Source organism: Flavobacterium sp. AK-345 (assembly GCF_058310175.1).
This window is the reverse complement of sequence record NZ_JBZEER010000002.1, coordinates 56,434-81,767: the sequence shown is the minus strand read 5'-3', so window position 1 is coordinate 81,767 and position 25,334 is coordinate 56,434. Positions and strand designations below refer to the sequence as shown.

General features: G+C 32.9%; 19 protein-coding genes. 11 read left to right on the top strand and 8 right to left on the bottom strand.

The annotated features are described in order from the left end of the window. Positions 1-146: 146 nt before the first annotated feature. A complete protein-coding gene (locus AC4FQ3_RS04645; protein ID WP_491181056.1) occupies positions 147-1,316 on the top strand; it encodes a hypothetical protein in 1,170 nt (389 codons plus the stop codon). 2 nt (positions 1,317-1,318) lie between these two features. Here AC4FQ3_RS04645 and AC4FQ3_RS04640 read toward each other — a convergent pair whose 3' ends face one another. Both AC4FQ3_RS04640 and AC4FQ3_RS04635 read right to left on the bottom strand, forming a co-directional pair. Further along, positions 1,319-2,065: a class I SAM-dependent DNA methyltransferase gene (locus AC4FQ3_RS04640; RefSeq protein ID WP_491181055.1), complete on the bottom strand. Its 747-nt coding sequence runs from the start codon at positions 2,063-2,065 to the stop codon at positions 1,319-1,321. A 79-nt stretch (positions 2,066-2,144) separates the two neighbouring features. Further along, positions 2,145-4,856 carry a TonB-dependent receptor gene (locus AC4FQ3_RS04635; RefSeq protein ID WP_491181054.1) on the bottom strand — a complete coding sequence of 904 codons (2,712 nt, stop codon included), beginning with the start codon at positions 4,854-4,856 and terminating at the stop codon, positions 2,145-2,147. A 321-nt stretch (positions 4,857-5,177) separates the two neighbouring features. On the opposite strand from AC4FQ3_RS04635, the gene ychF reads away from it, so the two are divergent. From ychF to AC4FQ3_RS04585, 10 genes are all read left to right on the top strand, one after another. Next, entirely contained in the window at positions 5,178-6,272 is a 1,095-nt protein-coding gene (ychF, locus tag AC4FQ3_RS04630; RefSeq protein WP_491181053.1) for a redox-regulated ATPase YchF, read from the top strand. Positions 6,273-6,651: 379 nt separating this feature from the next. Continuing rightward, complete coding sequence (locus AC4FQ3_RS04625; RefSeq protein ID WP_491181052.1) at positions 6,652-7,326, top strand: TIGR02117 family protein; 675 nt, start codon at positions 6,652-6,654, stop codon at positions 7,324-7,326. A 6-nt stretch (positions 7,327-7,332) separates the two neighbouring features. Beyond that, positions 7,333-8,004 carry a hypothetical protein gene (locus AC4FQ3_RS04620; RefSeq protein WP_491181051.1) on the top strand — a complete coding sequence of 224 codons (672 nt, stop codon included), beginning with the start codon at positions 7,333-7,335 and terminating at the stop codon, positions 8,002-8,004. A 97-nt stretch (positions 8,005-8,101) separates the two neighbouring features. Further along, the gene (locus AC4FQ3_RS04615; protein ID WP_084540193.1) at positions 8,102-9,016 is read left to right on the top strand and encodes a YihY/virulence factor BrkB family protein; all 915 of its coding nucleotides are present in this window, start codon (positions 8,102-8,104) and stop codon (positions 9,014-9,016) included. A 111-nt stretch (positions 9,017-9,127) separates the two neighbouring features. Continuing rightward, positions 9,128-9,652, top strand: coding sequence for an NADPH-dependent FMN reductase (locus tag AC4FQ3_RS04610; RefSeq protein WP_491181050.1), 525 nt, complete (start codon positions 9,128-9,130; stop codon positions 9,650-9,652). Positions 9,653-9,656: 4 nt separating this feature from the next. Next, entirely contained in the window at positions 9,657-10,634 is a 978-nt protein-coding gene (locus tag AC4FQ3_RS04605; RefSeq protein ID WP_491181049.1) for a transglutaminase domain-containing protein, read from the top strand. A gap of 98 nt (positions 10,635-10,732) precedes the next feature. After that, positions 10,733-11,908 carry a nicotinate phosphoribosyltransferase gene (pncB, locus tag AC4FQ3_RS04600; RefSeq protein ID WP_491181048.1) on the top strand — a complete coding sequence of 392 codons (1,176 nt, stop codon included), beginning with the start codon at positions 10,733-10,735 and terminating at the stop codon, positions 11,906-11,908. Positions 11,909-12,068: 160 nt separating this feature from the next. Next, entirely contained in the window at positions 12,069-13,943 is a 1,875-nt protein-coding gene (locus tag AC4FQ3_RS04595) for a DNA topoisomerase IV subunit B (RefSeq protein WP_042564145.1), read from the top strand. Positions 13,944-13,963: 20 nt separating this feature from the next. Continuing rightward, positions 13,964-15,067 (top strand): PDDEXK nuclease domain-containing protein, encoded by a 1,104-nt coding sequence (locus tag AC4FQ3_RS04590; RefSeq protein ID WP_491181047.1) that lies wholly within the window; start codon positions 13,964-13,966, stop codon positions 15,065-15,067. Between the two features lie 30 nt (positions 15,068-15,097). After that, entirely contained in the window at positions 15,098-17,815 is a 2,718-nt protein-coding gene (locus AC4FQ3_RS04585; RefSeq protein ID WP_491181046.1) for a DNA gyrase/topoisomerase IV subunit A, read from the top strand. Positions 17,816-17,864: 49 nt separating this feature from the next. On the opposite strand, the gene AC4FQ3_RS04580 is transcribed toward AC4FQ3_RS04585, so the two are convergent. From AC4FQ3_RS04580 to AC4FQ3_RS04555, 6 genes are all read right to left on the bottom strand, one after another. Further along, positions 17,865-19,649: a cytochrome-c peroxidase gene (locus AC4FQ3_RS04580; RefSeq protein ID WP_491181045.1), complete on the bottom strand. Its 1,785-nt coding sequence runs from the start codon at positions 19,647-19,649 to the stop codon at positions 17,865-17,867. A gap of 67 nt (positions 19,650-19,716) precedes the next feature. Then, positions 19,717-21,201: a PhoX family protein gene (locus AC4FQ3_RS04575; protein WP_491181044.1), complete on the bottom strand. Its 1,485-nt coding sequence runs from the start codon at positions 21,199-21,201 to the stop codon at positions 19,717-19,719. 157 nt (positions 21,202-21,358) lie between these two features. After that, positions 21,359-21,985, bottom strand: a complete 627-nt coding sequence (locus tag AC4FQ3_RS04570) for a 3'-5' exonuclease (protein WP_491181043.1) — start codon at positions 21,983-21,985, stop codon at positions 21,359-21,361. Positions 21,986-21,987: 2 nt separating this feature from the next. Continuing rightward, positions 21,988-23,907, bottom strand: a complete 1,920-nt coding sequence (locus AC4FQ3_RS04565) for a DUF294 nucleotidyltransferase-like domain-containing protein (RefSeq protein WP_073393514.1) — start codon at positions 23,905-23,907, stop codon at positions 21,988-21,990. Positions 23,908-24,053: 146 nt separating this feature from the next. After that, positions 24,054-24,425: a hypothetical protein gene (locus AC4FQ3_RS04560; RefSeq protein ID WP_042564570.1), complete on the bottom strand. Its 372-nt coding sequence runs from the start codon at positions 24,423-24,425 to the stop codon at positions 24,054-24,056. Positions 24,426-24,567: 142 nt separating this feature from the next. Further along, positions 24,568-25,143: a DUF1572 family protein gene (locus AC4FQ3_RS04555; RefSeq protein WP_491181042.1), complete on the bottom strand. Its 576-nt coding sequence runs from the start codon at positions 25,141-25,143 to the stop codon at positions 24,568-24,570. Positions 25,144-25,334 lie beyond the last annotated feature (191 nt).

The following is a 25,334-nucleotide window of genomic DNA, read 5'->3' as shown; positions in this document are numbered from 1 at the left end:
CAATTTAAAGATCAAAAAATCCTGAACTTAGCTGTTCAGGATTTTTTTATTTACGAAATATAAGTTTTTTATTATTTTTATACTCTGTTATGCTATTTATAATGATTTATTTTGTTAATTTGATGGCAATATTTAAATAATTGCCTATGAGAGGACTGCTGCTTTTATTTGTTATTTTCGTTAATACTGCCATTTTTGCTCAAAAAGTGGAGTATTCTATTGTCGTAAAAGATATTGAAACACAACTGCCAATAGAAAATGCAACTGTGTTAATTATGAAAACGAAACAAACTTTAATAAGTAATCAGGACGGAAAGGTAACTTTTGAATTGGAAGGTGCATCTAATGTTCAGGTTTCGGAGACCAATTATGAGAAAGTGACACTTCGTTGGGGATCTTTAAAACCGGATTTATTTGTTGTTTATCTTAAAAATAACAACAACAATAAATTAGAAGAAATTGTAGTATCCAAAGAAAAACCAGAAAAAAACCTTCAAAGAATTGTTTCTAATTCCAGGCAGAAATTGGCCAATGCTTACCGATTAAAAGTCTATGTAAGAGAGTTTTTTATGCTGGATAATAAATATTCTTATTATAATGACGGATTGGTTAATTTTCAATTTGATGGAGATCAAAAGAAATCAACAACAACATTATTAGTAGAACAAAACAGATCTTATGGATTGCTGGAAAATGATGTTTCTGCCGATTTAATTGGATATAATTTGAATAATATTATGGAGAATTATTCAAATTTAAAATATTTTGACCCTCTTTTAGATTCAAAAACAAAGAAAGAATATGAGTTTACAACAACAGGACATCCAAATAATAAGGATTATTATATAATGTCTGTAACGCCGTTGGATAAATCTAAAAAGGCATTGGATACTTTTGAAATTATTTACGATCCGACAAAAAAGTTAATTGTAGAATTCACTATTATTATAAAGCCTGGTGATCTTGCTCAAATAGAAGAACAAACAAAAGTAGGTTCAAAGAATGTTACCAGATCACAGGTTAAAGTAACGTACAGAATTGATGATGAGGATTATTATTTACTAAGCTCAAATGAAGAAATTGCGTACGATCTTATTTTAAAAGATCAGGTTAAAAAAAACATTCAGGTTCGAAATAACTTTATCACAACAAATTTTAACAGACAAAACTTTACTTATAAAGAAAGCGATGTTTTTAAGGAGAAAACACTTTTTAATAAGCAGAACAAAATCCTGACCAAGTATTGGGATTTATCTGGGTTTACAGCTACTGAAGAAGAAAAAGGAATTATAAATTCATTAGAATTTAAACTTTAATTTTATTTTCTTTTTTTCGCAACAATTACAAAAGTATCGTAAGCGTATGTTTTGCGGTCGATAGTTTTGATTATGTCAAAATTATTCAGGTATAAAAACAGCTGTATCTCATTAAGAGTAAAAACGCGAACGGTCGAAAAATCATTTTCTATAATTTCCTTTTTGCCATCCACCAAAGTGTAATATTGAGCAGTCCATTCGAGCATAAAATTTTCTAAGGAATTATTTGTATCCCAATGACTTTCTCTGATATAATTGACGTTTTCGTATTTGGCTTCGTGCGTAATAATTGGGTTTTCTTTGGTAAAAGGAATAAACCTGTTGGCGTCTATAAAATCAAAAATGATAACACCGTCATCGTTTAAGTTTTTATAAAGCGAATCAAAAGTTCTGTTCATGTCATTATTTGTAATGAGATAACTTGTAGATCTTCCTGTAATTAAAATAGCATCTACAGGTTTATCGAGTTTAAAATCACGCATGTCTCCCTGAGTAAAAGAGCAATTTGAATTTCGTTGTCTGGCTATTGAAATCATATCGTCACTATAATCCAAACCCTGATAATTTTGATTATTTTGGTCGAACCTTTTTGCAAGATTTCCGGTTCCGCTTCCAATTTCAAGAATGCTTGAAGCTTTGTTTTGCTGAATTAGCTTGTTGTAAAAAGCATATTCTTCATCATAATCAACAAAAGTCTGGTACATCGCATCGTATATCGCTGCCATTTTTCCATCATATAAATTTGCCATAATTTGAAAATTTTAATATAAAAATATAAAAAAGGGCTGTCATAACGACAACCCTTTAGCGTTATTAACTAAATATGAATTAAAATTTATAGTTTACAGATAAGTTAAACATCGTTCCTAACTGACTGAAATGGAAACCATCATAAGTCATTCTTGAATAACGTTGGTTAAATGTAAGTAAGTTAGATTGTTGTTTGGTTTGTACAGGATCAGCTAATAATGCTGCTCCAGCTTCATTTTCTGCTACGAATTTCCATTCAGGCAGAACATTAAATAAGTTATTTACATTTAATGCAATTGTAAGTTTTTCAGTAGCACTAAAATTAACACCTAAATCAGTAACAATTTTAGGAATAAATTCTGTTTTTAAGTTAGCTGCCAAATATTCTGCAGAACCAACTGGTGCATTTGGATCATTTGTAGCTAAACCATCCTGATTAAAAGTAGTTTTTCCAAAATATGTATTGTTCAGAGAAAATCCGAATTTACCAATTTCGTAGTTTATACCAAAAATCCATTTTGTCTCAGGTCTTGAAGTAAAAGTCAATGAATTTAAAATATCCCCGAATGAATTGTTAGTTACAGGAGAAATTCTTTTATTTTCTAAAGTAATATTTCCAGATACGTTAAATCCTAATTTACCTTCGCCAATTCCAATATTATTATAATTGGCTACCACATCTAAACCAGAAGTTCTGGAATCGAATGAGTTAGAAAACCAAGCCACATCTCCAAATTCAGTATCTTGTCTGTCTCCTAATACAATTCTGTCTTCTACTTTAATATTATAGTAATCAATTGTAAAATTGAAGTTTGTAAAAGGTTTTGCACCAATACCAACAGTTATGTTAGTTGATTTTTCAGCATCTAATTGTGGAATTCCTAATTGACGCGCCTGAGGAGAAACATTATTAATAATACCACTTATTTGAATTCCTTGTCCGGCTACAAATGAGTATTGAGATTTTTGAGTATAAATTTGGTGTAAAGTTGGAGCTCTGAATCCTGTAGAAACCGATCCTCTTAAGGTAATTTTATCGTCAAGAAATTTATATCTTGTACTTGCTTTCCAAACTGTTGCGCCACCAAAATCGCTATATTCTTCATGACGAACTGTTCCGTTTATTAAGAAGTCTTTTGTGATATCATAAGCCACATCCAAATAAACCCCCACATTGTAACGGTTCCATTTTCCTGAATTTTCAGGTCTGTTTCCTGCAAATGAGTCAGCACCTGTACCGTCCCATGAAGCTTTATCACCTTCCATAACGGTAAAATATTCAGATCTAAATTCAGTACCAAAACCAATACTGATTTTGTCAGATATAATTTTAGAAACATCAATATTTCCAACCAGGTGATTAAAAGATGTTCCTCCTGGTTTAAACGAAATTGGGCTGTTTTCTCTGTAAACATTGTTTCCGTCTGCATCAAGAATCGAAGATCTGTTTACTGAGTTGTTTACCGAATAAACTTGTTTGTTACCCCCAACTGTTATACTTGCGTCTGTGTTCCATCCATTTTTAACGGTTTTAAAACCTAAAGTACCATTATAATCACTTAAATCTCCTTCGAAGGTTGGGCCATATCCATCATAAGAAGGATTTGCGTCATCACCATTTCCGAAGAAATCATTCAAATAAGGATCATCAGACAAAGGTCTCCAATAAGGTGTTCTGAAATTCGCAAACGAGTTTACTTTTTTGTAAACATAGGCAGCGTTATAATACAAACTTGTATTATCACTAATTTCGTTTCCACCATTAATTAAGAATTTTGCAGCAGCTGTTTCAGGTGAACCATTAATGTTTCTTGCATCAGGATACCTGCTTAAGAATTCATTTACGGTTGCAACAGCAGCTGGTGATCCGTCTAAAAAGTCATTTGCTTCACCTTGAGCATCAACTGTTCCAGGTCTGTTAGCTAAATTTACTTTAGAGAAATCTACAGTGTAATTCAAAAAGCCTTTTTCGCCAACAGTAGTTCCTTGGTTTAAACTCACGCCCAACATTTCTCCATCTCCTTCAGAAGTAATTCCGCTTCTTACAGTCAAAGATCCATCAGTTCTGTTTTTCTTTAAAATAATGTTCATTACACCCGCAATCGCATCAGATCCGTATTGAGCAGAAGCCCCATCACGAAGGATCTCAACTCTTTCGATAGCGTCTGTTGGGATAGCAGAGATATCTGCACCCGTTTCTCCACGTCCCGGAGAAGTTTGTACATAAAGTAATGAACTTAAGTTTTTACGTTTACCATTAATAAGGATTAAAGTTCTGCTTGGTCCCATGTTTCTAATTTCGTACGGATCCAGTAATGATGTAGCATCATTTACAGGAGTTTGTACTGTGTTAAAAGACGGAATCTTGTACTGCAAAGCCTTATCAAATGTGGCCTGTCCTGTGGCCGTTAAATCTTTAGAAGATAAAACATCAATAGGTAAAGCACTTGTTGTATTACTTCTGGCTGCGGTTCTGGAACCTGTAACAACAACTTCATCCAAATTTTGGCCTCCTTCTTCAGATAAAGCAACATCAATTTGAGGGGAGTTTGCCAGCCTGGTTACGCTGTTATACCCCATGTAAGTAAAAATTAATGAACCTCCTTCTTTAACTGTAATTTTATACGACCCGTCAATATCGGTAGAAACACCGTTATTAGTACCCTTTTCGACAATGTTAACACCAGGCAGTGGATTGCCTGTATTGTCTTTTACTACACCAGAAATTTGCTGTTGTGCAAAAATGACGACTGTGTTAAATAGGAATAATAGAATTGCAATTTTTTTCATGTTTAATCTAATTTTGGTTAAAATTTGTATGTTGGTTTGTTAAATATTGTGATAAAAATAGCGTTATTTAACAAAACATTATAAAAAAGTTTGATTTTTTTTAAGAAAAGTCGTAAAAAAACATATATCGTCATTTTTTGTTTACTTAAGAGGTATTAAATCTTATATTTGCAAAATTTTAAGGCTAAAATCTATCATTTTAGCAAAAAATTAAAAAGAAGAAAAAACGTTCAAATAAGAGGCTAAATATTTGATATATAAATCAATAATGACGGTGTCTGACAGAGATAAAATCAAATAAAAAACAAATATTATCTACATATGAAAGCAGGAATTGTAGGATTACCAAATGTTGGAAAATCGACTTTATTTAATTGTTTGTCGAATGCAAAAGCACAAAGTGCGAATTTTCCGTTTTGTACAATCGAACCTAATATTGGTGTTGTTAACGTTCCGGATCCAAGAATAAACAAATTAGAAGAGTTGGTAAAACCAGAACGTGTGCAAATGGCAACTGTTGATATTGTAGATATCGCAGGTTTGGTAAAAGGTGCGAGTAAAGGTGAAGGACTTGGAAATCAGTTTTTAGGAAACATCAGAGAGTGTAATGCTATTATTCACGTTTTACGTTGTTTTGATAATGATAATATTGTACACGTTGACGGAAATGTAAACCCAATTCGCGATAAAGAAACTATCGATATCGAATTACAGTTGAAAGACTTAGAAACTGTTGAAAAACGTTTGGAAAAAGTAAATCGTGCCGCTAAAACCGGAAATAAAGAAGCGCAGACTGAAAAAGCACTTTTAGACAGAATCAGAGAATCATTATTGCAGGCTAAATCAGCTCGTACTGTTGTACCTCAAGGAAATGATGAAGAAGTTTTAATGGAATCTTTTCAGTTGATTACTGCAAAACCAGTTTTATATGTTTGTAATGTTGATGAAAATTCAGCCGTAAACGGAAATAAATATGTAGATCAGGTTCGTGAATTAGTAAAAGATGAAGATGCAGAAGTAATTATTCTTTCAGTAGGAGCAGAGGCTGATATTACAGAATTAGAAAGCTACGAAGAGCGTCAGGTTTTTCTTGAAGATATGGGATTAACAGAGCCGGGAGCATCCGTTTTAATTCGTGCAGCTTACAAATTATTAAAACAGCAAACTTATTTTACAGCAGGTGTAAAAGAAGTTCGTGCCTGGACCATCAACATTGGAGCTACAGCGCCACAAGCAGCCGGAGTTATCCATACTGATTTTGAAAAAGGATTTATTCGTGCAGAAGTTATTTCATACGAAGATTACGTTCAGTATGGTTCTGAATCAAAAGCAAAAGAAGCAGGAAAATTTAAAGTAGAAGGAAAAGAATATATCGTAAAAGATGGTGATGTAATGCACTTCCGTTTCAACGTTTAATTTTTTTTTCTTTTAGAGAATAGAAGATAGAATAAAGAGAATAGATAGAACTGCTGGAGAAATTCAGCAGTTTTTTTGTGTTTAAAAATTACAAACGTCAGGCTGAGCGGAGTCGAAGCCCTTCAAAGTAGAAAGACTTCGACTCCGCTCAGGATGACATTCGTTTTCAAAATAAAATCTGCAAAATCTGCGTGAAACAATAAACACAAAGCATAAAATAAAATCCGTCAAAATCCGTGTCTTCGCTTTAGCGAATCCGCCTAATCCGCGTTCCATTTTCAACTTCAAAAACAAATAAAATTTGAAGTTTAATTTTTTGGCTCAAAAATTGGTTATCAGAAAAAAGTATATTTTTAACAACCAAAAACAAACCAATCAAATGCTAAAAACTTTCAAAATTCTGGGCTGGGCTATTCTTGCCATTATTACTTTTCTTGTCCTATATATAATTGCAGTTTATCTGATTTCTAAAATTACCGTTAACTCGGATAGCGCATTTATTAAAGAACAAAAAACAATTCCAATTTATATTCTCTCCAACGGCGTTCATACAGATATTGTCGTTCCTGTAGTAAATGATATAAAAGACTGGCGCAACCAAATTCAGTTTAGCCAGACACAATCCAAAGACAGTTTAATGAATTTTATAGCTTTCGGCTGGGGCGATAAAGGTTTTTATCTCGACACGCCAGAATGGTCAGATTTGAAAGCCAGTACAGCCTTAAAAGCTGCATTTGGTGTAAGTTCATCAGCGATGCACACTACATTTTTCAAACAATTAAAAGAGGGTGAAGATTGTAAGCGAATTTTAATCTCTAAAGAAAACTATCAAAAGCTGGTTTCTTATATTTCAGACAGTTTTAGTAACCCAACAAATCCGGAATGGATTGAAGGACACAGCTACGGAAAAAAAGATGCTTTTTATGAAGCAAAAGGAAGTTACAGTCTGTTTTACACTTGCAACACCTGGGCGAATAATGCTTTGAAAGCCGCCAATCAAAAAGCCAGTTTATGGACGGTTTATGATAAAGGGATTTTTTGTCATTATAAATAAATCGTCATGAATAAGATATTTTTAATTCTTGTTTTAATTCTTGTTTTAGCTTCATGTAAAAAAGAAGAAGCTTTTAGTGTTGATGGTTTTTTATTTTATTTTGAAAACCCTCAACCTATAAATGATTCGGAATTGAATAGCTTTCCTTCTAAATTTAAAGGATTATATATAGGTAAAGACTCAATTTTTATAAGAATTGAAGAAAGCAGAATTTTAAGAGAATACTATTATAAATTTAAAGTTCATAGACAAAAAATGGATTCCTTACGATCTGAATATGATCTTGTTGATGGGGATTTAATTACAAAGGATACAAAGGATAAATTTAAAGTGTATAAAAAAGGTGATTCGATAGAATTAGTAAAGAAAAACATAGACACATTATTCAGATTGTCTTACAATCAAAAACTAAAACGTATCAATCGTCAATTGGTTTTGAATACACGAGATTCTGTTTTCTGGAAAATTAGAATAATTTCATTAGAAAAGAATATACTTAGGTTTAAAGATATTTATTTACCAGAAGATTTAAAAAAATTAGATTCACTTACAGCGATTAAAGGAAAAATGTTAGACTCACTTTCGTACCTAATAAAGCCAACTAGAAGAGAATTTAAAAATATTTTGAAATTAAAACATTTTGGTGGTGATCGGGAATATAAAATAGTTACTGAGTAAATAACATGGTAAAAATGTAAAATTTGTTCAAAAAGCAACAATTCAAAATTTTAACTTATTGTTTAAATTTGAGAGAATATCCAAAAATCGAAGTATCGTGAAAATTAAGAATATATTCTCCAAAACGTGGTTTCTGCTCAAGAATACCTTTTTAGAATTTAATGATGACAACGCTATTAAACTTAGTGCTGCATTATCCTATTATACCATTTTTGCATTGCCGCCCTTATTGATTATTATCATAACAATTTGCGGTTTTTTCTTTGGTGAAGAAGCAGTAACGGGGCAATTATACGGACAAATTAATGAGATGGTTGGAAATGAAGCAGCAATTCAGATTCAGGAAGCTATAAAAAACGTACAACTTTCCGGAAGTAATGTTTTTGCAACCGTTTTTGGTATTGTAATGTTACTAATAGGGGCTTCGGGGGTTTTTGCAGAAATACAAAGTTCCATTAATTTTATTTGGGGTTTACGGGCAAAACCAGACAAAGGCCTTAAGAAATTCATACAAAACAGATTAATGTCATTTTCAATGATTGCTTCAGTCGGATTTTTAATGCTCGTCAGTCTTTTGGTAAATACAACTCTAGATTTGGTAAGTACCCGCTTAAAAATATACTTCCCGGAAAGTACTGTTTATTTGTTTTACGTCGTAAATATTTTCATTGTTTTGGCTAGTATTACGCTTCTTTTTACCATTATTTTCAGAACATTGCCAGACGGAAAAATAAGATGGAAAGATGCAATTATCGGTTCATCAGTTACGGCTGTACTTTTTATGATTGGTAAATTTGCTATAGGATTTTATTTAGGAAGCTCTACAGTGGCATCAGTTTATGGTGCGGCGGGTTCTGTAATTATTATTTTGGTTTGGGTGTATTATTCAGCAATAATTCTGTATTTTGGGGCAGAATTTACCAAAGTATACGCCAAGTCATACGGAGGAAAAATTTATCCAAATGAATATTCAGTAGAAATACAGAAAGAGATTTTTGAAATAGAAAAATAAGATTTACCACAGATTTTACAGATTATAAGGACTTCGTTATGATATTTTTAATCTGTAGAATGTAATCTGTGGCAAGAACTTTGCTGTCAGATATAACACAAATACCACAATATGAAAATTATAGCCTTTGGAGGAAGTAATAGTCAACAATCAATCAATAAAAAAATGGCAACTTATGCTGCAGGTTTAATTGAAAATGGAGAAGTTGAAGTTTTAGATTTAAATGATTTCGCAATGCCATTATTCAGCGTTGATTTAGAGAAAGAAATCGGTCAGCATGAAAAAGCAAAAGCGTTTTTAGCCAAACTGGCAAGCGCAGATATTTTAGTCGTTTCTTTGGCTGAAAATAATAACAACTACTCAACAGCCTTTAAAAATATTTTCGATTGGTCTTCCCGAATTACCAAAGAAGTTTTTCAGCAAAAACCAATGTTACTAATGGCAACTTCGCCGGGTACAAGAGGCGGAGCTTCTGTTTTAGAAATTGCGCGTAATGCTTTGCCAAGATATGGAGCTGAAATTAAAGGTACATTTTCGTTACCGGCCTTCAATGCTAATTTCGATTTAGAAAAAAAACAAATTTCTAACGCCGAATTAGACAAAGAATTAAAAGATATTATAAAAGATTGTTTCTAATTTTATGACACCAAAAAAGATTGTTTTTTTACTCCTTATAAATGTTATTTTCCTGTATTCTTCATTTGCACAAAAATATAATGCAGTTGATAACATCGTTTTAAAATACCCAAAAAGTTTTAGTACAACCGAAAAATTGGCAGAGAGAATCGAAAAGGATTTTACCTCTGATTACGATAAAGCGAGAGCTATTTATAGCTGGATTGCTTTTAATGTAAGGTATGATTATGCTGCGTTTTTGAATCCGCCAAAATCGCAGGGCTTTAGCTATCGTTCAGAAGCCGAAAAACAAAGAAAGATTCAGGCGCTGAATGATCAAATGGTTGAAAAAGCATTTAAGTCTAAAAAAGCCGTTTGCGAAGGTTTTACGGTTTTGTACCAACATTTGGCTTCATTAGTTGGAATTAAATGTGAAATTGTTCGCGGAGATTCTAAAACCAGATTAGTAGATATTGGACGAAAAAATACTTCTTCAAATCATGCATGGAATATGGTTTTGATTGATAAAAAATGGAGATTGGTAGACGTTACCTGGGGCCAAGGCTATTATGACAGCAGCAAAGGCCGAATGGCAAATGATTTTTCTTCTGTTTATTTTGATACCGATCCTGATTATTTTTTTGCCAAACATTTCCCAGATTCCGAATCTTATTTAGGTGATAAATTAAGCAAAGAAGATTTCCTGAACGGACCTTTAATTTATAATAAAACAATTGAAAAAGATTATAAAATCAAATCGCCCGATTCTGGTATAATTGAAGTAAGGAATGGCGATAAAATCACTTTTGAAATCAAAAATATTTCAAAATCAGATCAGTTTTATTATTTAAATAAAAGAAATCAACCCGTTAAAATCACTAACGGAAGAGAGAGAAAAGGCGGTTTAGAGTTTCTGATAACTTTTGATAATACAATAGGCGAGTATATTACTTTTTTTGTAGACACAAATAGTATTGCAGCATTTAAAATAGTTTCCAAGTAAGAATTTTTAGCAAAGTTGATTTATATCATTTTCTTCTTTTATCGAATTGGCGTATCTTAGCTGTTACGGATTTGAAAAAAAATATAGCAACTTGCCTTATGGAAACAACTTTTTTGAAATCAATTTTAGATAATGATTTCTACAAATTTACGATGCAGCATGCCGTAATCAGACTTTTTCCAAAGGCTAAAGTGCGTTATGGATTTATCAATCGCGGTAAACATGTTTTTCCGGAAGGTTTTGCAGATTTGCTTCGAAAATCGGTTGATGCATTGGCAGATTTGCGATTAACAAAAGATGAAAAGCATTATTTATCTCACTATTGCCCATATCTCGATCCTACTTATTTAGATTTTTTGCAAGGATATAATTACGATCCTTCAGAAGTTAAAATTACTCAGGAGGGATCTGAAATAAAAGTTGTTGTAGAAGGTTTCTGGTACCGAACCATTTTGTGGGAAGTGCCTTTAATGGCTTTGATTTCTGAACTTTTTTATAAATCAAATCACTTAATTCGACTGAATGATGAGGCTATAAAAACCCTCACTAAAAATAAGATTGACAACTATAATAAATTAGGGGTTTCTGTTTTAGAATTTGGTACAAGAAGGCGTCATTCTTATGATGTACATGTTTTGGTTAATGAAACGCTGCGAACTTTTGGCTCAGAAAGTTTCATCGGAACAAGCAATGTCCATTTTGCTATGCTCAACAACAAGCGCCCTTTAGGAACTCACGCACACGAATGGTTTATGTTTCATGCCGCACAATACGGTTTTAAAATGGCAAATTCAATCAGTCTTGAACATTGGGCACAAGTTTATGGCGGTGATCTTGGAATTGCTTTAACGGATACATACACAACAGATATATTCTTCAATCAGTTTGATAAAAAATACTCTAAACTTTTTGATGGTGTAAGGCACGATAGTGGAGATCCTGTTGAGTTTGCTCAAAAAGTAATTTCTCATTATGTCAAAATGGGAATAGATCCAAAATCTAAAGCTATTGTTTTCTCTGATTCGCTTAATTTTGATAAAGTAAAAACGATCGCGGACTTTTGTAAAGACAAAATTAAAATGTCATTTGGCATCGGAACCAATTTTACTAATGATGTTGGATTGCCTTCCATGAATATGGTAATAAAATTAACTGACACAAAACCAGATAATACCCATTGGCAGGGCGTCGTGAAACTTTCTGACGAAAAAAACAAAAATACGGGAACTCCCGAAATGATTGCTTTGGCAAAAGAAGTCTTGGGAATCAAATAGTGTTTTTTATTTTAGAACCAATATTTTCTACTTTTAAAGTGCGTATTATTTTAAAATCAATTTAAATAGAATTCAAAGCTGTTATTATTCGTAACAAAAAGAAAATACGCTTTTATTTTTTAGCTAGAAATGGTACATTAGCCGAAAATCCAATTCATTTATGCTAGAGCAAAATCAATATAACGAAGATAATATCCGATCACTCGACTGGAAGGAGCATATTCGTATGCGTCCGGGAATGTATATCGGAAAATTGGGAGATGGATCTTCGCCGGATGATGGTATTTATATTTTACTAAAAGAGGTTTTAGATAACTGTATCGATGAGTTCGTCATGGGCTCCGGAAAAACGATTGAAGTTACCATCAAAGATAAAACGGTTTCGGTTCGTGATTATGGACGTGGAATTCCGTTAGGGAAAGTAGTAGATGTAGTTTCGAAAATGAACACAGGAGGAAAGTACGATTCTAAAGCTTTTCAGAAATCTGTTGGTTTAAATGGTGTCGGAACAAAAGCGGTAAATGCACTTTCGAATTATTTTCGTGTAGAATCTGTTCGTGATGACAAACAAAAAGCAGCAGAATTTTCAGGAGGAAATCTGGTTTTAGAAGAAGATGTAATCGAGACAACCAAACGTAAAGGAACAAAAGTAACTTTTACGCCAGATGAAACAATCTTCAAAAATTACAAATTCCGTATGGAATATGTTATTAAAATGGTCAAAAACTATTGTTATCTAAACAATGGTTTAACTATTATTTTTAATGGCGAAAAATACATTTCTGAGAATGGTCTTAGAGATTTATTAGAAGAAACCATTAATGAAGATGATTTAGAATATCCGATCATTCATTTGAAAGATCATGATATCGAAATCGCTTTAACGCACAGTAAAACACAATATAGCGAAGAATATCACTCTTTTGTAAACGGTCAGAACACAACACAAGGAGGAACGCACTTAGCAGCTTACAGAGAAGCAATTGTAAAAACCATCCGTGAGTTTTACAACAAAAACTTTGAAGCTTCAGACGTTCGTAAATCGATTGTAAGTGCGATTAGTATTAAAGTTATGGAACCGGTTTTTGAGTCTCAGACTAAAACAAAATTAGGTTCTACAGATATGGGTTCTGATGATGGAACGCCTGCGGTTTCGGTTCGTACTTTTGTAAATGACTTTGTTAAGAACAAACTTGACAATTATTTACACAAAAATCCGCCAACAGCAGAAGCTTTATTGCGCAAGATTTTGCAGGCAGAACGCGAAAGAAAAGAGTTATCAGGAATCAGAAAACTGGCCACAGATCGTGCAAAAAAAGCCAATCTTCATAATAAGAAATTAAGAGATTGCAGAGCGCATCTCCCGGATACAAAAAACCCTAGAAACTTAGAAAGTACACTTTTTATTACCGAGGGAGATTCGGCTTCCGGATCGATTACAAAGTCACGTGATGTAAATACACAAGCCGTTTTTAGTTTGCGTGGTAAACCGTTGAATTCCTACGGAATGACGAAGAAAATCGTTTATGAAAATGAAGAATTCAATTTATTGCAAGCTGCTTTGGATATCGAAGACGGACTTGAAAAACTACGTTATAACAATATCGTAATCGCAACCGATGCCGATGTCGACGGAATGCACATTCGTTTGTTGTTGATTACTTTCTTTTTGCAATTCTTTCCCGAATTAATCAAAGAAGGACATTTGTATATTTTGCAGACACCGCTTTTCAGGGTTCGAAATAAAAAAGAAACCATCTATTGTTATTCTGAAGAAGAGAGAAGAGACGCCATCGAAAAATTAAAACCAAAACCGGAAATCACTCGATTTAAAGGTTTGGGAGAGATTTCTCCGGATGAGTTTAAAAACTTTATTGGAGAAACGATTCGTCTTGACCCAATTATGATGGATAAAAATACTTCGATAGAGCAATTATTGTCTTTCTATATGGGGAAAAATACCCCGGACAGGCAAGAATTCATTATCAAGAATTTGAAGGTGGAGTTGGATACTATTGAAGATGTTGCTATTTAGAAAATAAAAAAAATATAATATTGCCAAACGATCTTCAAAATAAAGTTATATTTCATCAAGTTGCCGAGTTACTTCAAAACGCCCGGCAACAGGTTTTACGTACCGTAAATTCAACAATGACAATTACCTATTTTGAAATAGGAAAAATTATTGTTGAAGAGGAGCAAAATGGAAAAGATCGGGCTGAATATGGGAAACAGCTTTTAAAAAATCTTTCTAAACAATTGACAAAGGAGTTTGGAAAAGGGTTTTCTATCAGGAATTTAGAGCAAATAAGACAATTCTATATTATTTATTCAAAATCCGAATCATTGACTCGGATTTTAGGGATTGAAAATACGCAGTCACTGACTGCGGAATTCAAATCTCAAAAAACGCAGACAGTGTCTGCGGAATTCAAGAAACTAGATTATCAAACCTTGTATTCATTTTTTAAATTGACTTTTAGCCATTATATTTTTTTAATGAGAATTGATGATGAAAAAGAAAGACGTTTTTATAAGATAGAATCTGAAAAACACAATTGGAGTGTAAGGGAATTAAAACGTCAGTATGATTCGGCACTTTATACAAGATTATCTTTGAGTCGGGACAAAGAAGGAATTTTAAAACTTTCTGAAAAAGGTCAGATTATTGAAAAACCGAAAGACATTATTAAAGATCCTTATATATTAGAGTTTTTAGGATTACCTGAATTGCCTCAATATTCTGAATCACAACTTGAAGAAGAAATCATAAATAAACTAGAACACTTTTTATTAGAATTAGGTCACGGTTTTACTTTTGTTGGAAGACAGCAAAGAATTACTTTTGATGATAAACATTTTAGAATTGATTTAGTTTTTTATAATAGAATATTAAAATGTTTTGTTCTTATTGATTTAAAAATAGGAGAATTAAAGCATCAGGATTTAGGGCAGATGCAAATGTATGTAAACTATTATGATAGAGAAATGCGATTGGAAGATGAAAATAAAACTATCGGAATTATCCTCTGTCAAAATAAAAGTGAAGCTGTAGTTAAATATACATTACCTGAAAATAACGAACAAATTTTTGCAAGTAAATACAAGACAATATTGCCGAGTGTTGAAGTTTTAAAAGAGCTCATCGAAAACAAATAATATAAAATTTATAATTTCGAATATAAATAAATGAAAGACGAAGAAGACGATAACATAATTCCAAACGACGACGAAAATAATTCAGACGAAAACCAACTTGATGAAAATCAGGAAGGAGACGATGAAATTATCGACGTAGACGCTAAACATTTTGAAGGACAGCATTTTTACGAGAATCAGGAAGAAGAAGGAGAAGACGTTATTACGAAAGTAACGGGAATGTACAAAGACTGGTTTTTGGATTATGCTTCTTATGTAATTCTTGAACGTGCAGTTCCGGCGATTGAAGATGGTTTTAAACCAGTTCAACGTCGTATTATGCACTCTCTGAAAGAGTTGGATGATGGTCGTTATAATAAAGTTGCCAATGTTGTAGGACACACCATGCAGTATCACCCTCACGGAGATGCGAGTATTGGTGATGCAATGGTGCAGATTGGCCAGAAAGATTTATTGATTGACTGTCAGGGAAACTGGGGGAATATCTTAACGGGCGACGGAGCTGCGGCTTCTCGTTACATCGAGGCACGTTTGTCTAAATTTGCTTTGGAGGTCTTATATTCGCCGAAAATTACAGATTGGGGAGTTTCTTACGATGGTCGTCGTGCAGAACCAAACAATCTTCCGGTAAAGTTTCCGTTGCTTTTGGCACAGGGAGCAGAAGGAATCGCGGTTGGTCTTTCGACTAAAGTTTTACCTCACAACTTCAATGAATTAATTGATGCTTCGATCAAAATTTTAAAAGGAAAAGCATTTACATTATATCCTGATTTCATGACTCAGGGTATTGCCGATGTGTCAAACTATAATGACGGATTGCGTGGTGGACGTGTTCGTGTTCGTGCGAAAATTTCACAATTAGACAAGAACACTTTGGTGATTACGCAAATTCCGTTTTCGACCAATACGACTACTTTGATTGACAGTATTTTGAAAGCCAATGATAAAGGTAAAATCAAAATCAAGAAAATTGAAGACAATACGGCGGCAGATGTTGAAATTTTAATTCACTTGTTTCCAGGTGTTTCTCCAGATAAAACTATTGATGCTTTATTTGCTTTTACAGCTTGCGAAACTTCTGTAGCGCCTTTGGGTTGTGTTATTGAAGATAACAAACCTTTGTTTATAGGAGTTTCTGAAATGCTGAAAATTTCAACACACAGAACTGTAGATTTACTTCGTCAGGAATTAGAAATTCAATTAGAAGAATTAAAAAACAAATGGCATTTCTCGACATTGGAGAAAATCTTCATTCGCGAAGAAATGTACATTGATTTCAAATTGTATTCTGATAGGGAATCTCTTTATAAATATTTATACGACCGATTTGAGCCTTTCAAAAAATCATTCGTCAGAGAAATTAATGACGATGATTTACAGCGATTGACTCAGATTCCGATGATTCGTATTACCCGTTTTGACTCTGATAAAGCCGATGATTTTATCGCTAAGTTAGAGGATGAAATGAAGGAAGTAGAGCATAATTTAGAAAACCTGACTGATTTTGCAATTGCATACTTTACTAAATTAAAAGAGAAATACGGAAAAGGCCGCGAGCGTCAGACAGAACTTCGTGTTTTTGATAATGTTGAGGCTACAAAAGTAGTTTTAAGAAATACAAAACTTTACGTAAATCGTGAAGAAGGTTTTGTTGGAACAAGCTTGAAAAAAGACGAATATCTTACGGATTGTTCTGATATTGATGATGTTATTGTGTTTCTCCGTGATGGAAAAATGCTTGTAACAAAAGTTGATGCAAAAACATTTGTTGGAAAAGATATTATTCATGTTGCTATTTTTGATAAGAGTGATAAACGTACGATTTACAACATGATTTATCGTGATGGAAAATCAGGCCCATCATACATTAAACGTTTTAATGTGTCGGGCGTAACGCGTGATAAGCCTTATGATTTGACGAATGAAACAGCTGGTTCTCAGGTGGTTTATTTCTCGCATAATCCGAATGGAGAAGCAGAAGTAATAACAATTTTATTGCGTCAGGTTGGAACAATCAAGAAATTGAAATTTGATATTGATTTTGCCAAACTAGCCATTAAAGGACGTGCATCAAAAGGAAATTTGGTAACCAAATATCCTATCAAGAAAATTGAATTAAAAGAAAAAGGAATTTCGACTCTATTACCAAGAAAAGTTTGGTTTGATGATACCGTAAAACGTCTAAATGTTGATGCAAGAGGAGAATTATTAGGTGAATTTAAGCCAAGTGATAAAATCTTGATTATTAATCAAAGTGGTAAACTGAAAGTTATAATTCCGGAGTTATCGACACATTTTGATGAAGATATGATTGTGTTGGAAAAATGGAATCCTAAGAAACCTATTTCTGCTATTTATTATGACGGAGAAAAAGAGCGTTACTATTTGAAACGTTTTTTAGTCGAAAATGAAGGAAAAGAAGAAAGTTTTATTACAGAACATCCGAATTCACAATTAGAAATCGTTTCTACAGATTATCGTCCGATGGCACAATTGGTTTTTGCTAAAGTAAAAGGAGTTCAAAAAGAAGATTTACATATTGATGTTGAGGAATTTATAGCTGTAAAAGGTTTTAAAGCTTTAGGAAATCAGTTAACAACTGAAAAACTAAAACAAGTTAATTTATTAGACCCGTTACCTTATGAAGAGCCTGTTGAAGAAGTTCCTGAAACGCCGGAGATTTCAGAGGATGATTCGGTTGAAACAGAATTAGATGACGACGGCCAGATTGGTTTAGTTTTAGAATAAATTTTAAAAAAGCGCTAAGATTTTCTTAGCGCTTTTTTTACAATATATTTTACTGATATCTTTTATCAGTCAGCGTTTTCATAAAGGCAACAAGAGCCTTTTCTTCCTTTTTATTCAACTTTAATTCATCAAAAGGAAGTGTTTGGTTTTCTACTTCATATCCCAGACCTTTTCCACCACCTTTATTATAAAAATCAACAACTTCTTCCAGAGTTTTGAAAACTCCGTTATGCATGTATGGAGCTGTAATTGCAATATTTCTAACTGTCGGAGTTTTGAATGCTCCAATTAGCTGCGGCATTTTATTATACAAATAACGACCAGAATCCAGGCTCAGTTTTTTCCCGTTTGCTTCAGCAGGAGTTCCAATAACTTCATGTTCGGTTTTTGAGTAGTTTGGAGGAACAGTTCCGTTAAACAAAGGCGTAAAATGACAAGTTGCACATTTGGCTTTACCCATAAAAAGATTCATTCCTTCAATTTCTTCATTATTCAATGCATTTTTTTCTCCTCTCATGTAAAGATCAAATCTCGAATCAAAAGAATTTAAAGATCTCACATAACTGGCAATAGCATTTTGAATTTGCCATGCCTCAGGTTTAGTAGTTTTTGGGAATGCTTTTTGAAATAATTTTATATAATCCTGATCTAATAAAATTTTTGCATGAATATTTTCCATAGAGCCATGCATTTCATCTTTATTTTGAATAACATCAACACTTTGCTTTTCTAAATCCAACTGACGCATATCCCAAAACTGAGCATTTTGTAAAGATGCGTATGTTAAGGTAGGAGTGTTTCGGGTCAAATTAGTTCCAGTTAAAGAAACATTAGTTTTTAAGCCATCTGTAAAAGCTTTTTCCGGATGATGACAAGAGGCACAACTTCTGTCATTGTTTTTAGAAAGGCTTTTGTCATAAAATAATTTTTCTCCTAAAGTTGCTTTGTCAGCCGTAAAATTATAATCTTTTGAAAGAACAAATCCATTTACATCAAAAGCATCTTTATCAAATAAAGTAGCAATAGTAGGTTTTAAGGGACTATTTTTTGTTACAATTTTTATATTCTCTTGCTGTTGAAAAATTTTAATTTTCTTTGAAATTGGATTTAAATACTCGGTTATAAAAAAAGCCCTGTTGAAAGCGTTGAAGTTATTATTGTCAACACAATACTTTTGCGCTTTAAGTGTTAGTTTTTTTAAATCGGCCAGTATTTTACTATTTGGGTTTATTTTTTCAAATATAACCGGAATCTCTATTAAGCTTTGACTGGTTTCAGGAATTGAAGATTGTAAAACAGGACTGTCAAAACCAGTGATTCCTAAAGCAATGATTCTGTAAACGTTTTGCTGTACCGCATCTAAAACATAATTATTACTAATTGTTATAACTTCAAAAGTGCTTTGTACCTGTTTAATGTTCGATTTAAAAATATTTAGTTCTCTCATTAGATTTTCTTTATTTTCAATTTCATATTCAGGATAGATTAATTCTTCTATTACCTGAAAACCATGAGGTTCAAACGACCTGTTTTCTTCAAGTTCCATTTCGTCCAATGCAGGTCCATTCATAAACCTGGCTGTTTCAGGAATGAAATATTCAATCGCCCATTCTGTTTTTTTATAAGCAAGACGAGACTTTTTAAACTGTTCCAGAATTTCTTTTTGTGATTTATTATGATCTGCAAGATTTATAAATTTTTCAATTTCGGTGTTTAATTTACTTAAATCAACTAATAAATCCTGTTTGATGGTGGTTTGTGAAACCTTATTTTCTTTGCATGAAAAAAACAAGCAAAGCGATAAAAAGAGAAGAATAAAATGTTTCAATTTCATAATATTACTATAAAAGAAAACAACCCTTATTTTTAAAATAAGGGTTGAATTATTTAGATTAAAAAGATTAACGTTGCACGTTTCTGATAATTACAGTCTGACCGCCTTCTTTATTTGTATTAATTCCTGAACCATCTGCATTTTTAAATGCATCGCTTTGCCACGTATGAGGATGAATATTTACCGTAAAAGTATCCGGAACACCAATAATTTCTGAGATATCCTGCATTGCACCAAATTCCCAGCTTCCAAATCTCATTTCGCCTGTTTGATTGTACAATGTATTCCACGCTGTATCAGTTCTTTTATGGTTCATGTTTAACCAAGGCTTATTTTGTTTTGAAGCGATATTATACTGCCAGATATAAGAATCGTGTTTTGCATCGGCATAATAGCTGTCACCATCTTCCTGAATGTAAACATAATTTTCTGTAACACATAAATTATCAGGATTAATAATTCCCGTTCCTGGAGTACTGTCACCTTCAACAGCCAGCTCTAATGTTCCTTTTAAAGGATCACTGGCATCCATTTTTAATTTATAAACTCTTCCCCACATTGTGTAGCCTTCAACAGGAACGTTTGAAGCTGCCTGACCTGTAGCCGTAAAATAAACCTCTCTATTATTGCTTGCACTACCTTTTCTGTAATCAACGTCTTCGACTCTTGAAAAACGGATAGCACCCAATGCATTTACAGTTGTATTAATTACAGCACCGGTTAAGTTTTTAGCATCCGGAATTTCGACAAATGAAACTGGGTATGAATTGTTTAAAGTCATTGTGGTTTCTACCTGATTTCCGTCTGTTCTTTTTAAAGCATACAATTTTCCGTTAGTTAGATCACCAACAGTATTGCTCATATACATAATTAACTGACCGGCACTTGCGTGAGAAGTTGCATAAGATTGATCTTCACCAATAATTATAACTGTTTTCCCCGGATAAGCTTCCTTTGTTAACGGAACTGCATTTTCCATAGCCGCTTTTCCTAAAGCAGGTAAAACTCTGTCGGTTCTGCTTTTGTCTGTAGACAATCCCAGAGGATTAATTCCGTGAACCATACTTTCCTGACCACTTTCTCCAGCTGTTAAAAAGATAGGGCCAAATCCATGAACCTCAGGAGTTACCAAAGTTGCAGAACACAAACGTGTTAATCCGCCAATTCCGTCAACAAGATAATCTCCTTTTACAGGTTTAAACGTTTTATCAAAATAAACTCGTGAAACCGATTGCAAAATTTCGTGATTTGTAATCATGATGTAACCTTCTCCGGTCGGATTTTTCATTAATCCAGCACCGTCAGGCTGCGCACCGTAAATAAAAGCTGGCGATTCTGGTAAAACATCGGTAGTACTGATTAAAGTACTGATTTTAAGATTTTCGAAGCCAGTCATTGGATATACAAAAGCAGGAACTTTTGAATGTGATGTAAAATCAATATCTGCATTGACATCGTTAGAAGAGTCTTTTGAATCATCATTTTGGCAGCTAATTACAGAAAGTCCTGTAAAGCCCAGTAATGCTACTGATTTTAAAAAGTTAAATTTCATAATAGTTTGTTTTTTGTTTTTTAACAAAGCTATCTTTCAAAATCAATATAGATGTTATGCTAGTTTTTTCTTTTTGCTAATAAAAATAAGGTATATATTATTAAATAGTAAATAATTGATGCTAAATGTAAATTTTAGCTTCATAAAAAAATGTGAATTATTTGAAAATCTGATTTAAATTAATTTCTTTTTTCTCTTTTAATTTCTTTACAATTTTCAAAAACGCAATGGCAGTAATATAAGCGTCGCCTAAAGCGGTATGCCTGTCTTTTTTAGAAATATCAAATTTATCGGCAAGATCATCTAAGGTATAATGATCCTTTCTTTCAAATAAATGCGATTTAATTAAAGTCTTTTTATACAAATGTGCTGTATCTAAAGTTTTGTTCGTTAAAGCTGGCAAACCGTTTCTTTCCAGTGCTTTATTAATCATTGTAACATCAAAAATAGTGTGATGCGCGATAATAATTGAATCGCCTAAAAAAGTTAAAAATTGCTGTAAAGCTTCTAATTCATTAGGACGTTTTAAGACAAAATCTTTCAAAATACCATGAATCTGAGTAGTCGATTTGTCGTAATGATCTTGTTGAATGTAAACTTCAAAACTATCCTGAATCGATATCATATTATTTTGCAAAACCAAGGCGCCAATGCATAGTATTCTATCATTGTCATAATCAAAGCCTGTAGTTTCTGTATCTAAAACAACAAATCTCGTTTCTTCAATACTGATATTTTCATCAAATAAATTATCTTCTTTTTTCCAAAAATTAAATAAACTCATATTTATACCACATTTGAAACATTAAATCTAACACTAATCAATTCCTGAAGTTCTTTGATCGTTTTAAAAGTCCTTTTGAGTTTTATTTTTTCCATTTTTGATAAAGATTCCAACGCTATAAATTGACCCGAATCATTATGTAAAAGCCCTTGTTTCGTTCTAAATTTTAATAACGCTTTAAATGAATAAGAACAGGACAAATACAGCTCTCTATTGTTGGGTTCCAGTTCAGCCAATTTTTCAAAACGTTCGGCAGTATTACTAATTGATTTTACAGAGTGTGATAAAATCAAAACTCGTGCTGCATCTGTGAGCGGCATTAAAGCACGTCTTTTAATATCAAAATTATCTTTATTTGCACCGTCTTGTTCTACCAGAAATTGTCTAAAAAAGCCCGTAGGCGAAGGACTCTGTAAAGCGCCGCTCACTAAGTGAACATAAAAAATAGGGTTTGCTTTTACATTTTCAAAAATAAATTCAGAAAGTTCATTAGTAATCTCTGTATCACCATAAGTAACACTATAATCAAAGAAAATAAAAGAGAGTAAAACCTCATTTTTTCCCGGATTCGTAATCCAATGATGCACCTGGGTTTTCCATTCATCCAGACTCAAACACCATTTTGGATTTGAGGCCATCATTTCTGCAGGGCAATAATCGTAGCCAATATCAAAAAGACCTTTATTAACAAGAGCGGCAAATTTTAAAAAATAGACTTTTGTTTCATCCCTAAAAACTTCCGAAACATTTTCATATACAATTGCATTATCCTGATCCGTATGCAGCATTTGCTCGCTTCTTCCTTGGCTTCCAAGTGCCAGCCATGCAAACTTTACAGGTGGCGGACTGCTCATTTTTTCGATACAAATTTCAATAACGCGCGTTGTACAAGCTTCGTTCAATTCGGTTATGATTTTTGAAATCAATGTCATCGGAATATTTTGATCTAAATATCCCTGAAGCAATTGCATAATTCTGGCACGAATAGGTTTAATTTCCTTTGCTTTTTTAGCTCTTTTTAAAGCTTTTATCAAAACAGCAGGATTATTGCCCAACGCCACCATTACATCATGTTTAGATAAAATACCAACGGCTTTCGTATTTACAGTTCCGTCTTTTGTAAGACATAAATAGTTAATGTTGCTTTTCATCATTGCCATTTGCGCCTCTGTAACCGTCATTTTTTTAGGATACGTAACCACAGGCTTCGTCATAATCGTTTCGGCTGTAGTCAGGATCGAATAATCACCGGTGACAATCTTATTACGCAAATCTTTATCGGTAATAATACCAATCGGAAGCATTTCATCAACAATCAAAATTGCACCAACTTTTTTCTTATTCATGATTTTCGCAATATCTCTCGCTGTTGTCGACGGACTGCAAGTCACAATTTTCTTCGAATATTTTATAGGCTGTAAATCGAAAGAATCTTTTGTAGAATGTAAATTGTCGTTTCCTAAATCGTCGCCGTATAATTTATCTTTATGAATATCCGAATAAGGATTGCGAGTATTTGAAGCGTAACTTTCAATCAGGAAATTACCAACATTTCTGTTTTCCAGCGCATACGGCTTAAAAACAGCAATTGGAATCGCATAAAGAATACTTTCTTCATGAGCAACGGCTTCCATAATATAATTTTCCTGTGCCAAAAGCGGACGCAATCCAAAAATATCACCTTCATCACACATGTCCAAAACATTGTTTTTAGAACTTTTTTTAAGCGCAATTGCCCCTTTATGAACCACATAAAAAGAATCGTGCGTTTTATCATTTTCTGCAAAAATAACAGCATCTTTATCTTTGTAAACAATAGAAATTTGCTCAGATAATTTTTCAAGATCCTTTTGATGCATAAAATTAAAAGGCGGATAATCCTTTAAAAAGTCGGCAACTCTATGTGAAATCGTGTTTTTCATGTGTAAGATTTGAGTTGTAATTTAACATTTAAAATAGAAATGTAAAAGAAACACATTAAAATATTTATGTTTTACAAAAAAGGCACAAAAACACCAAGATATAAACTTTGCGTCTTTGTGCCTTTGTGGCAGAATTAGTAGTTTATTTAATCAATTTTATAAACCTTCCCACGTTGTTTTTCTTCAGAACCCACCATTCCAAATTCAAAAGTATATGAATCTTTAGAAGTATTTAAAATCTTCATGCTGATTGCTTTTTCCTCAGCCATGTTTTTTGGGTGTTTTTTCTGCAAAACATATTCGCAATCACTTACCCAGCGAATTGTTGATGTGTCTGTTTTTCCTTCAAAAGTCTCGATTTCAATATTATCTTTACGCTCAAAAACGGTTGTTTTTTTAACACCATTTACTTCAAACTCAAACTTGAATTTTCCGGTTTTAAAATCTTTGCAATTGTGTTCGGCATTATAACAGGAGAATAATGTGACTAGCGGTAAAAGGAATATAATTTTTTTCATTTTAAATATAAGTTGTTTTTTTAGGAGCTATTTCCTGCTTTCCATTTCAATCTTTTTGTTTTTAAAGAAAAAACAAAAAGGATTTCCATTGCAATCAGGGCTAGTGATATGCTTTGTGTCGCCTAAGCGAAGTCGAAGGATCTTATTTTAACCTTTTCAATTCATCATCAGTAAAGTTCTTGATTTCTTTTTCTTTGGCAAACTTTTCAGCATTGTAATTTCCGGATTTATTTTTCGGAATCGATAAACTATCCCAATCTCCATTTTTCAATTGTTTGGCATAAAAAACAATTTGCCCAACATGATACGGATAATGCGCCAACTGACGATTTATGGCTTCAATAACAGTATGTCCTTCGTTTCGAATATAAATAATATCCGAAAGCTGTTCTGGTTTTAAACTGTTTAAAGCATCAAGAAAACAATCCCAGCCTTTGTTCCAAACCTCGAGAACTTCTTCTTTCGATTGTAAATCATTTTCAAATTCTGCATCGCGATTGCGCCATTCTTTTTCACCGTCAGAAGTCAAAAAGTCAGTCCAGCGCGATAACATATTGCCGGAAATGTGTTTTATAATTGTTGCAATACTATTGGTGTCTTCATTTACAGAAACAAAAAGCTGTTGCGGTTCTAATTGGTCGATGGATTTTTCGCCGAGAATTTTATAATATAGAAATTGCTTTTTAACGCTTTCTAAGTAAGATACATTCGCATTCATGATTTATGTTTTAAAGCTTTAATATTTCGCTCCGATGGAGCTGTAGCAATTCGCTTATTTTTGTTCTATAAATATATTTCCCCGCTGGGGAAGTATTACGTTTATTAGAATTTTATATTTAAACAAACTCTTTTAGGAGTGTAATATTTATAGAAAATTATATGTTTCAAGATGTTTAGCCTCGTAGAGGC

Coding starts and splice junctions, on each gene's coding strand:
- AC4FQ3_RS04605 (WP_491181049.1), top strand. CDS start 9,657: ATGACACCAAAAAAGATTGTTTTTTTACTCCTTATAAATGTTATTTTC.
- AC4FQ3_RS04570 (WP_491181043.1), bottom strand. CDS start 21,985: ATGAGTTTATTTAATTTTTGGAAAAAAGAAGATAATTTATTTGATGAA.
- AC4FQ3_RS04640 (WP_491181055.1), bottom strand. CDS start 2,065: ATGGCAAATTTATATGATGGAAAAATGGCAGCGATATACGATGCGATG.
- AC4FQ3_RS04610 (WP_491181050.1), top strand. CDS start 9,128: ATGAAAATTATAGCCTTTGGAGGAAGTAATAGTCAACAATCAATCAAT.
- AC4FQ3_RS04645 (WP_491181056.1), top strand. CDS start 147: ATGAGAGGACTGCTGCTTTTATTTGTTATTTTCGTTAATACTGCCATT.
- AC4FQ3_RS04625 (WP_491181052.1), top strand. CDS start 6,652: ATGCTAAAAACTTTCAAAATTCTGGGCTGGGCTATTCTTGCCATTATT.
- pncB (WP_491181048.1), top strand. CDS start 10,733: ATGGAAACAACTTTTTTGAAATCAATTTTAGATAATGATTTCTACAAA.
- AC4FQ3_RS04585 (WP_491181046.1), top strand. CDS start 15,098: ATGAAAGACGAAGAAGACGATAACATAATTCCAAACGACGACGAAAAT.
- AC4FQ3_RS04575 (WP_491181044.1), bottom strand. CDS start 21,201: ATGAAATTTAACTTTTTAAAATCAGTAGCATTACTGGGCTTTACAGGA.
- AC4FQ3_RS04560 (WP_042564570.1), bottom strand. CDS start 24,425: ATGAAAAAAATTATATTCCTTTTACCGCTAGTCACATTATTCTCCTGT.
- AC4FQ3_RS04580 (WP_491181045.1), bottom strand. CDS start 19,649: ATGAAATTGAAACATTTTATTCTTCTCTTTTTATCGCTTTGCTTGTTT.
- AC4FQ3_RS04595 (WP_042564145.1), top strand. CDS start 12,069: ATGCTAGAGCAAAATCAATATAACGAAGATAATATCCGATCACTCGAC.
- AC4FQ3_RS04555 (WP_491181042.1), bottom strand. CDS start 25,143: ATGAATGCGAATGTATCTTACTTAGAAAGCGTTAAAAAGCAATTTCTA.
- AC4FQ3_RS04620 (WP_491181051.1), top strand. CDS start 7,333: ATGAATAAGATATTTTTAATTCTTGTTTTAATTCTTGTTTTAGCTTCA.
- AC4FQ3_RS04635 (WP_491181054.1), bottom strand. CDS start 4,856: ATGAAAAAAATTGCAATTCTATTATTCCTATTTAACACAGTCGTCATT.
- AC4FQ3_RS04565 (WP_073393514.1), bottom strand. CDS start 23,907: ATGAAAAACACGATTTCACATAGAGTTGCCGACTTTTTAAAGGATTAT.
- ychF (WP_491181053.1), top strand. CDS start 5,178: ATGAAAGCAGGAATTGTAGGATTACCAAATGTTGGAAAATCGACTTTA.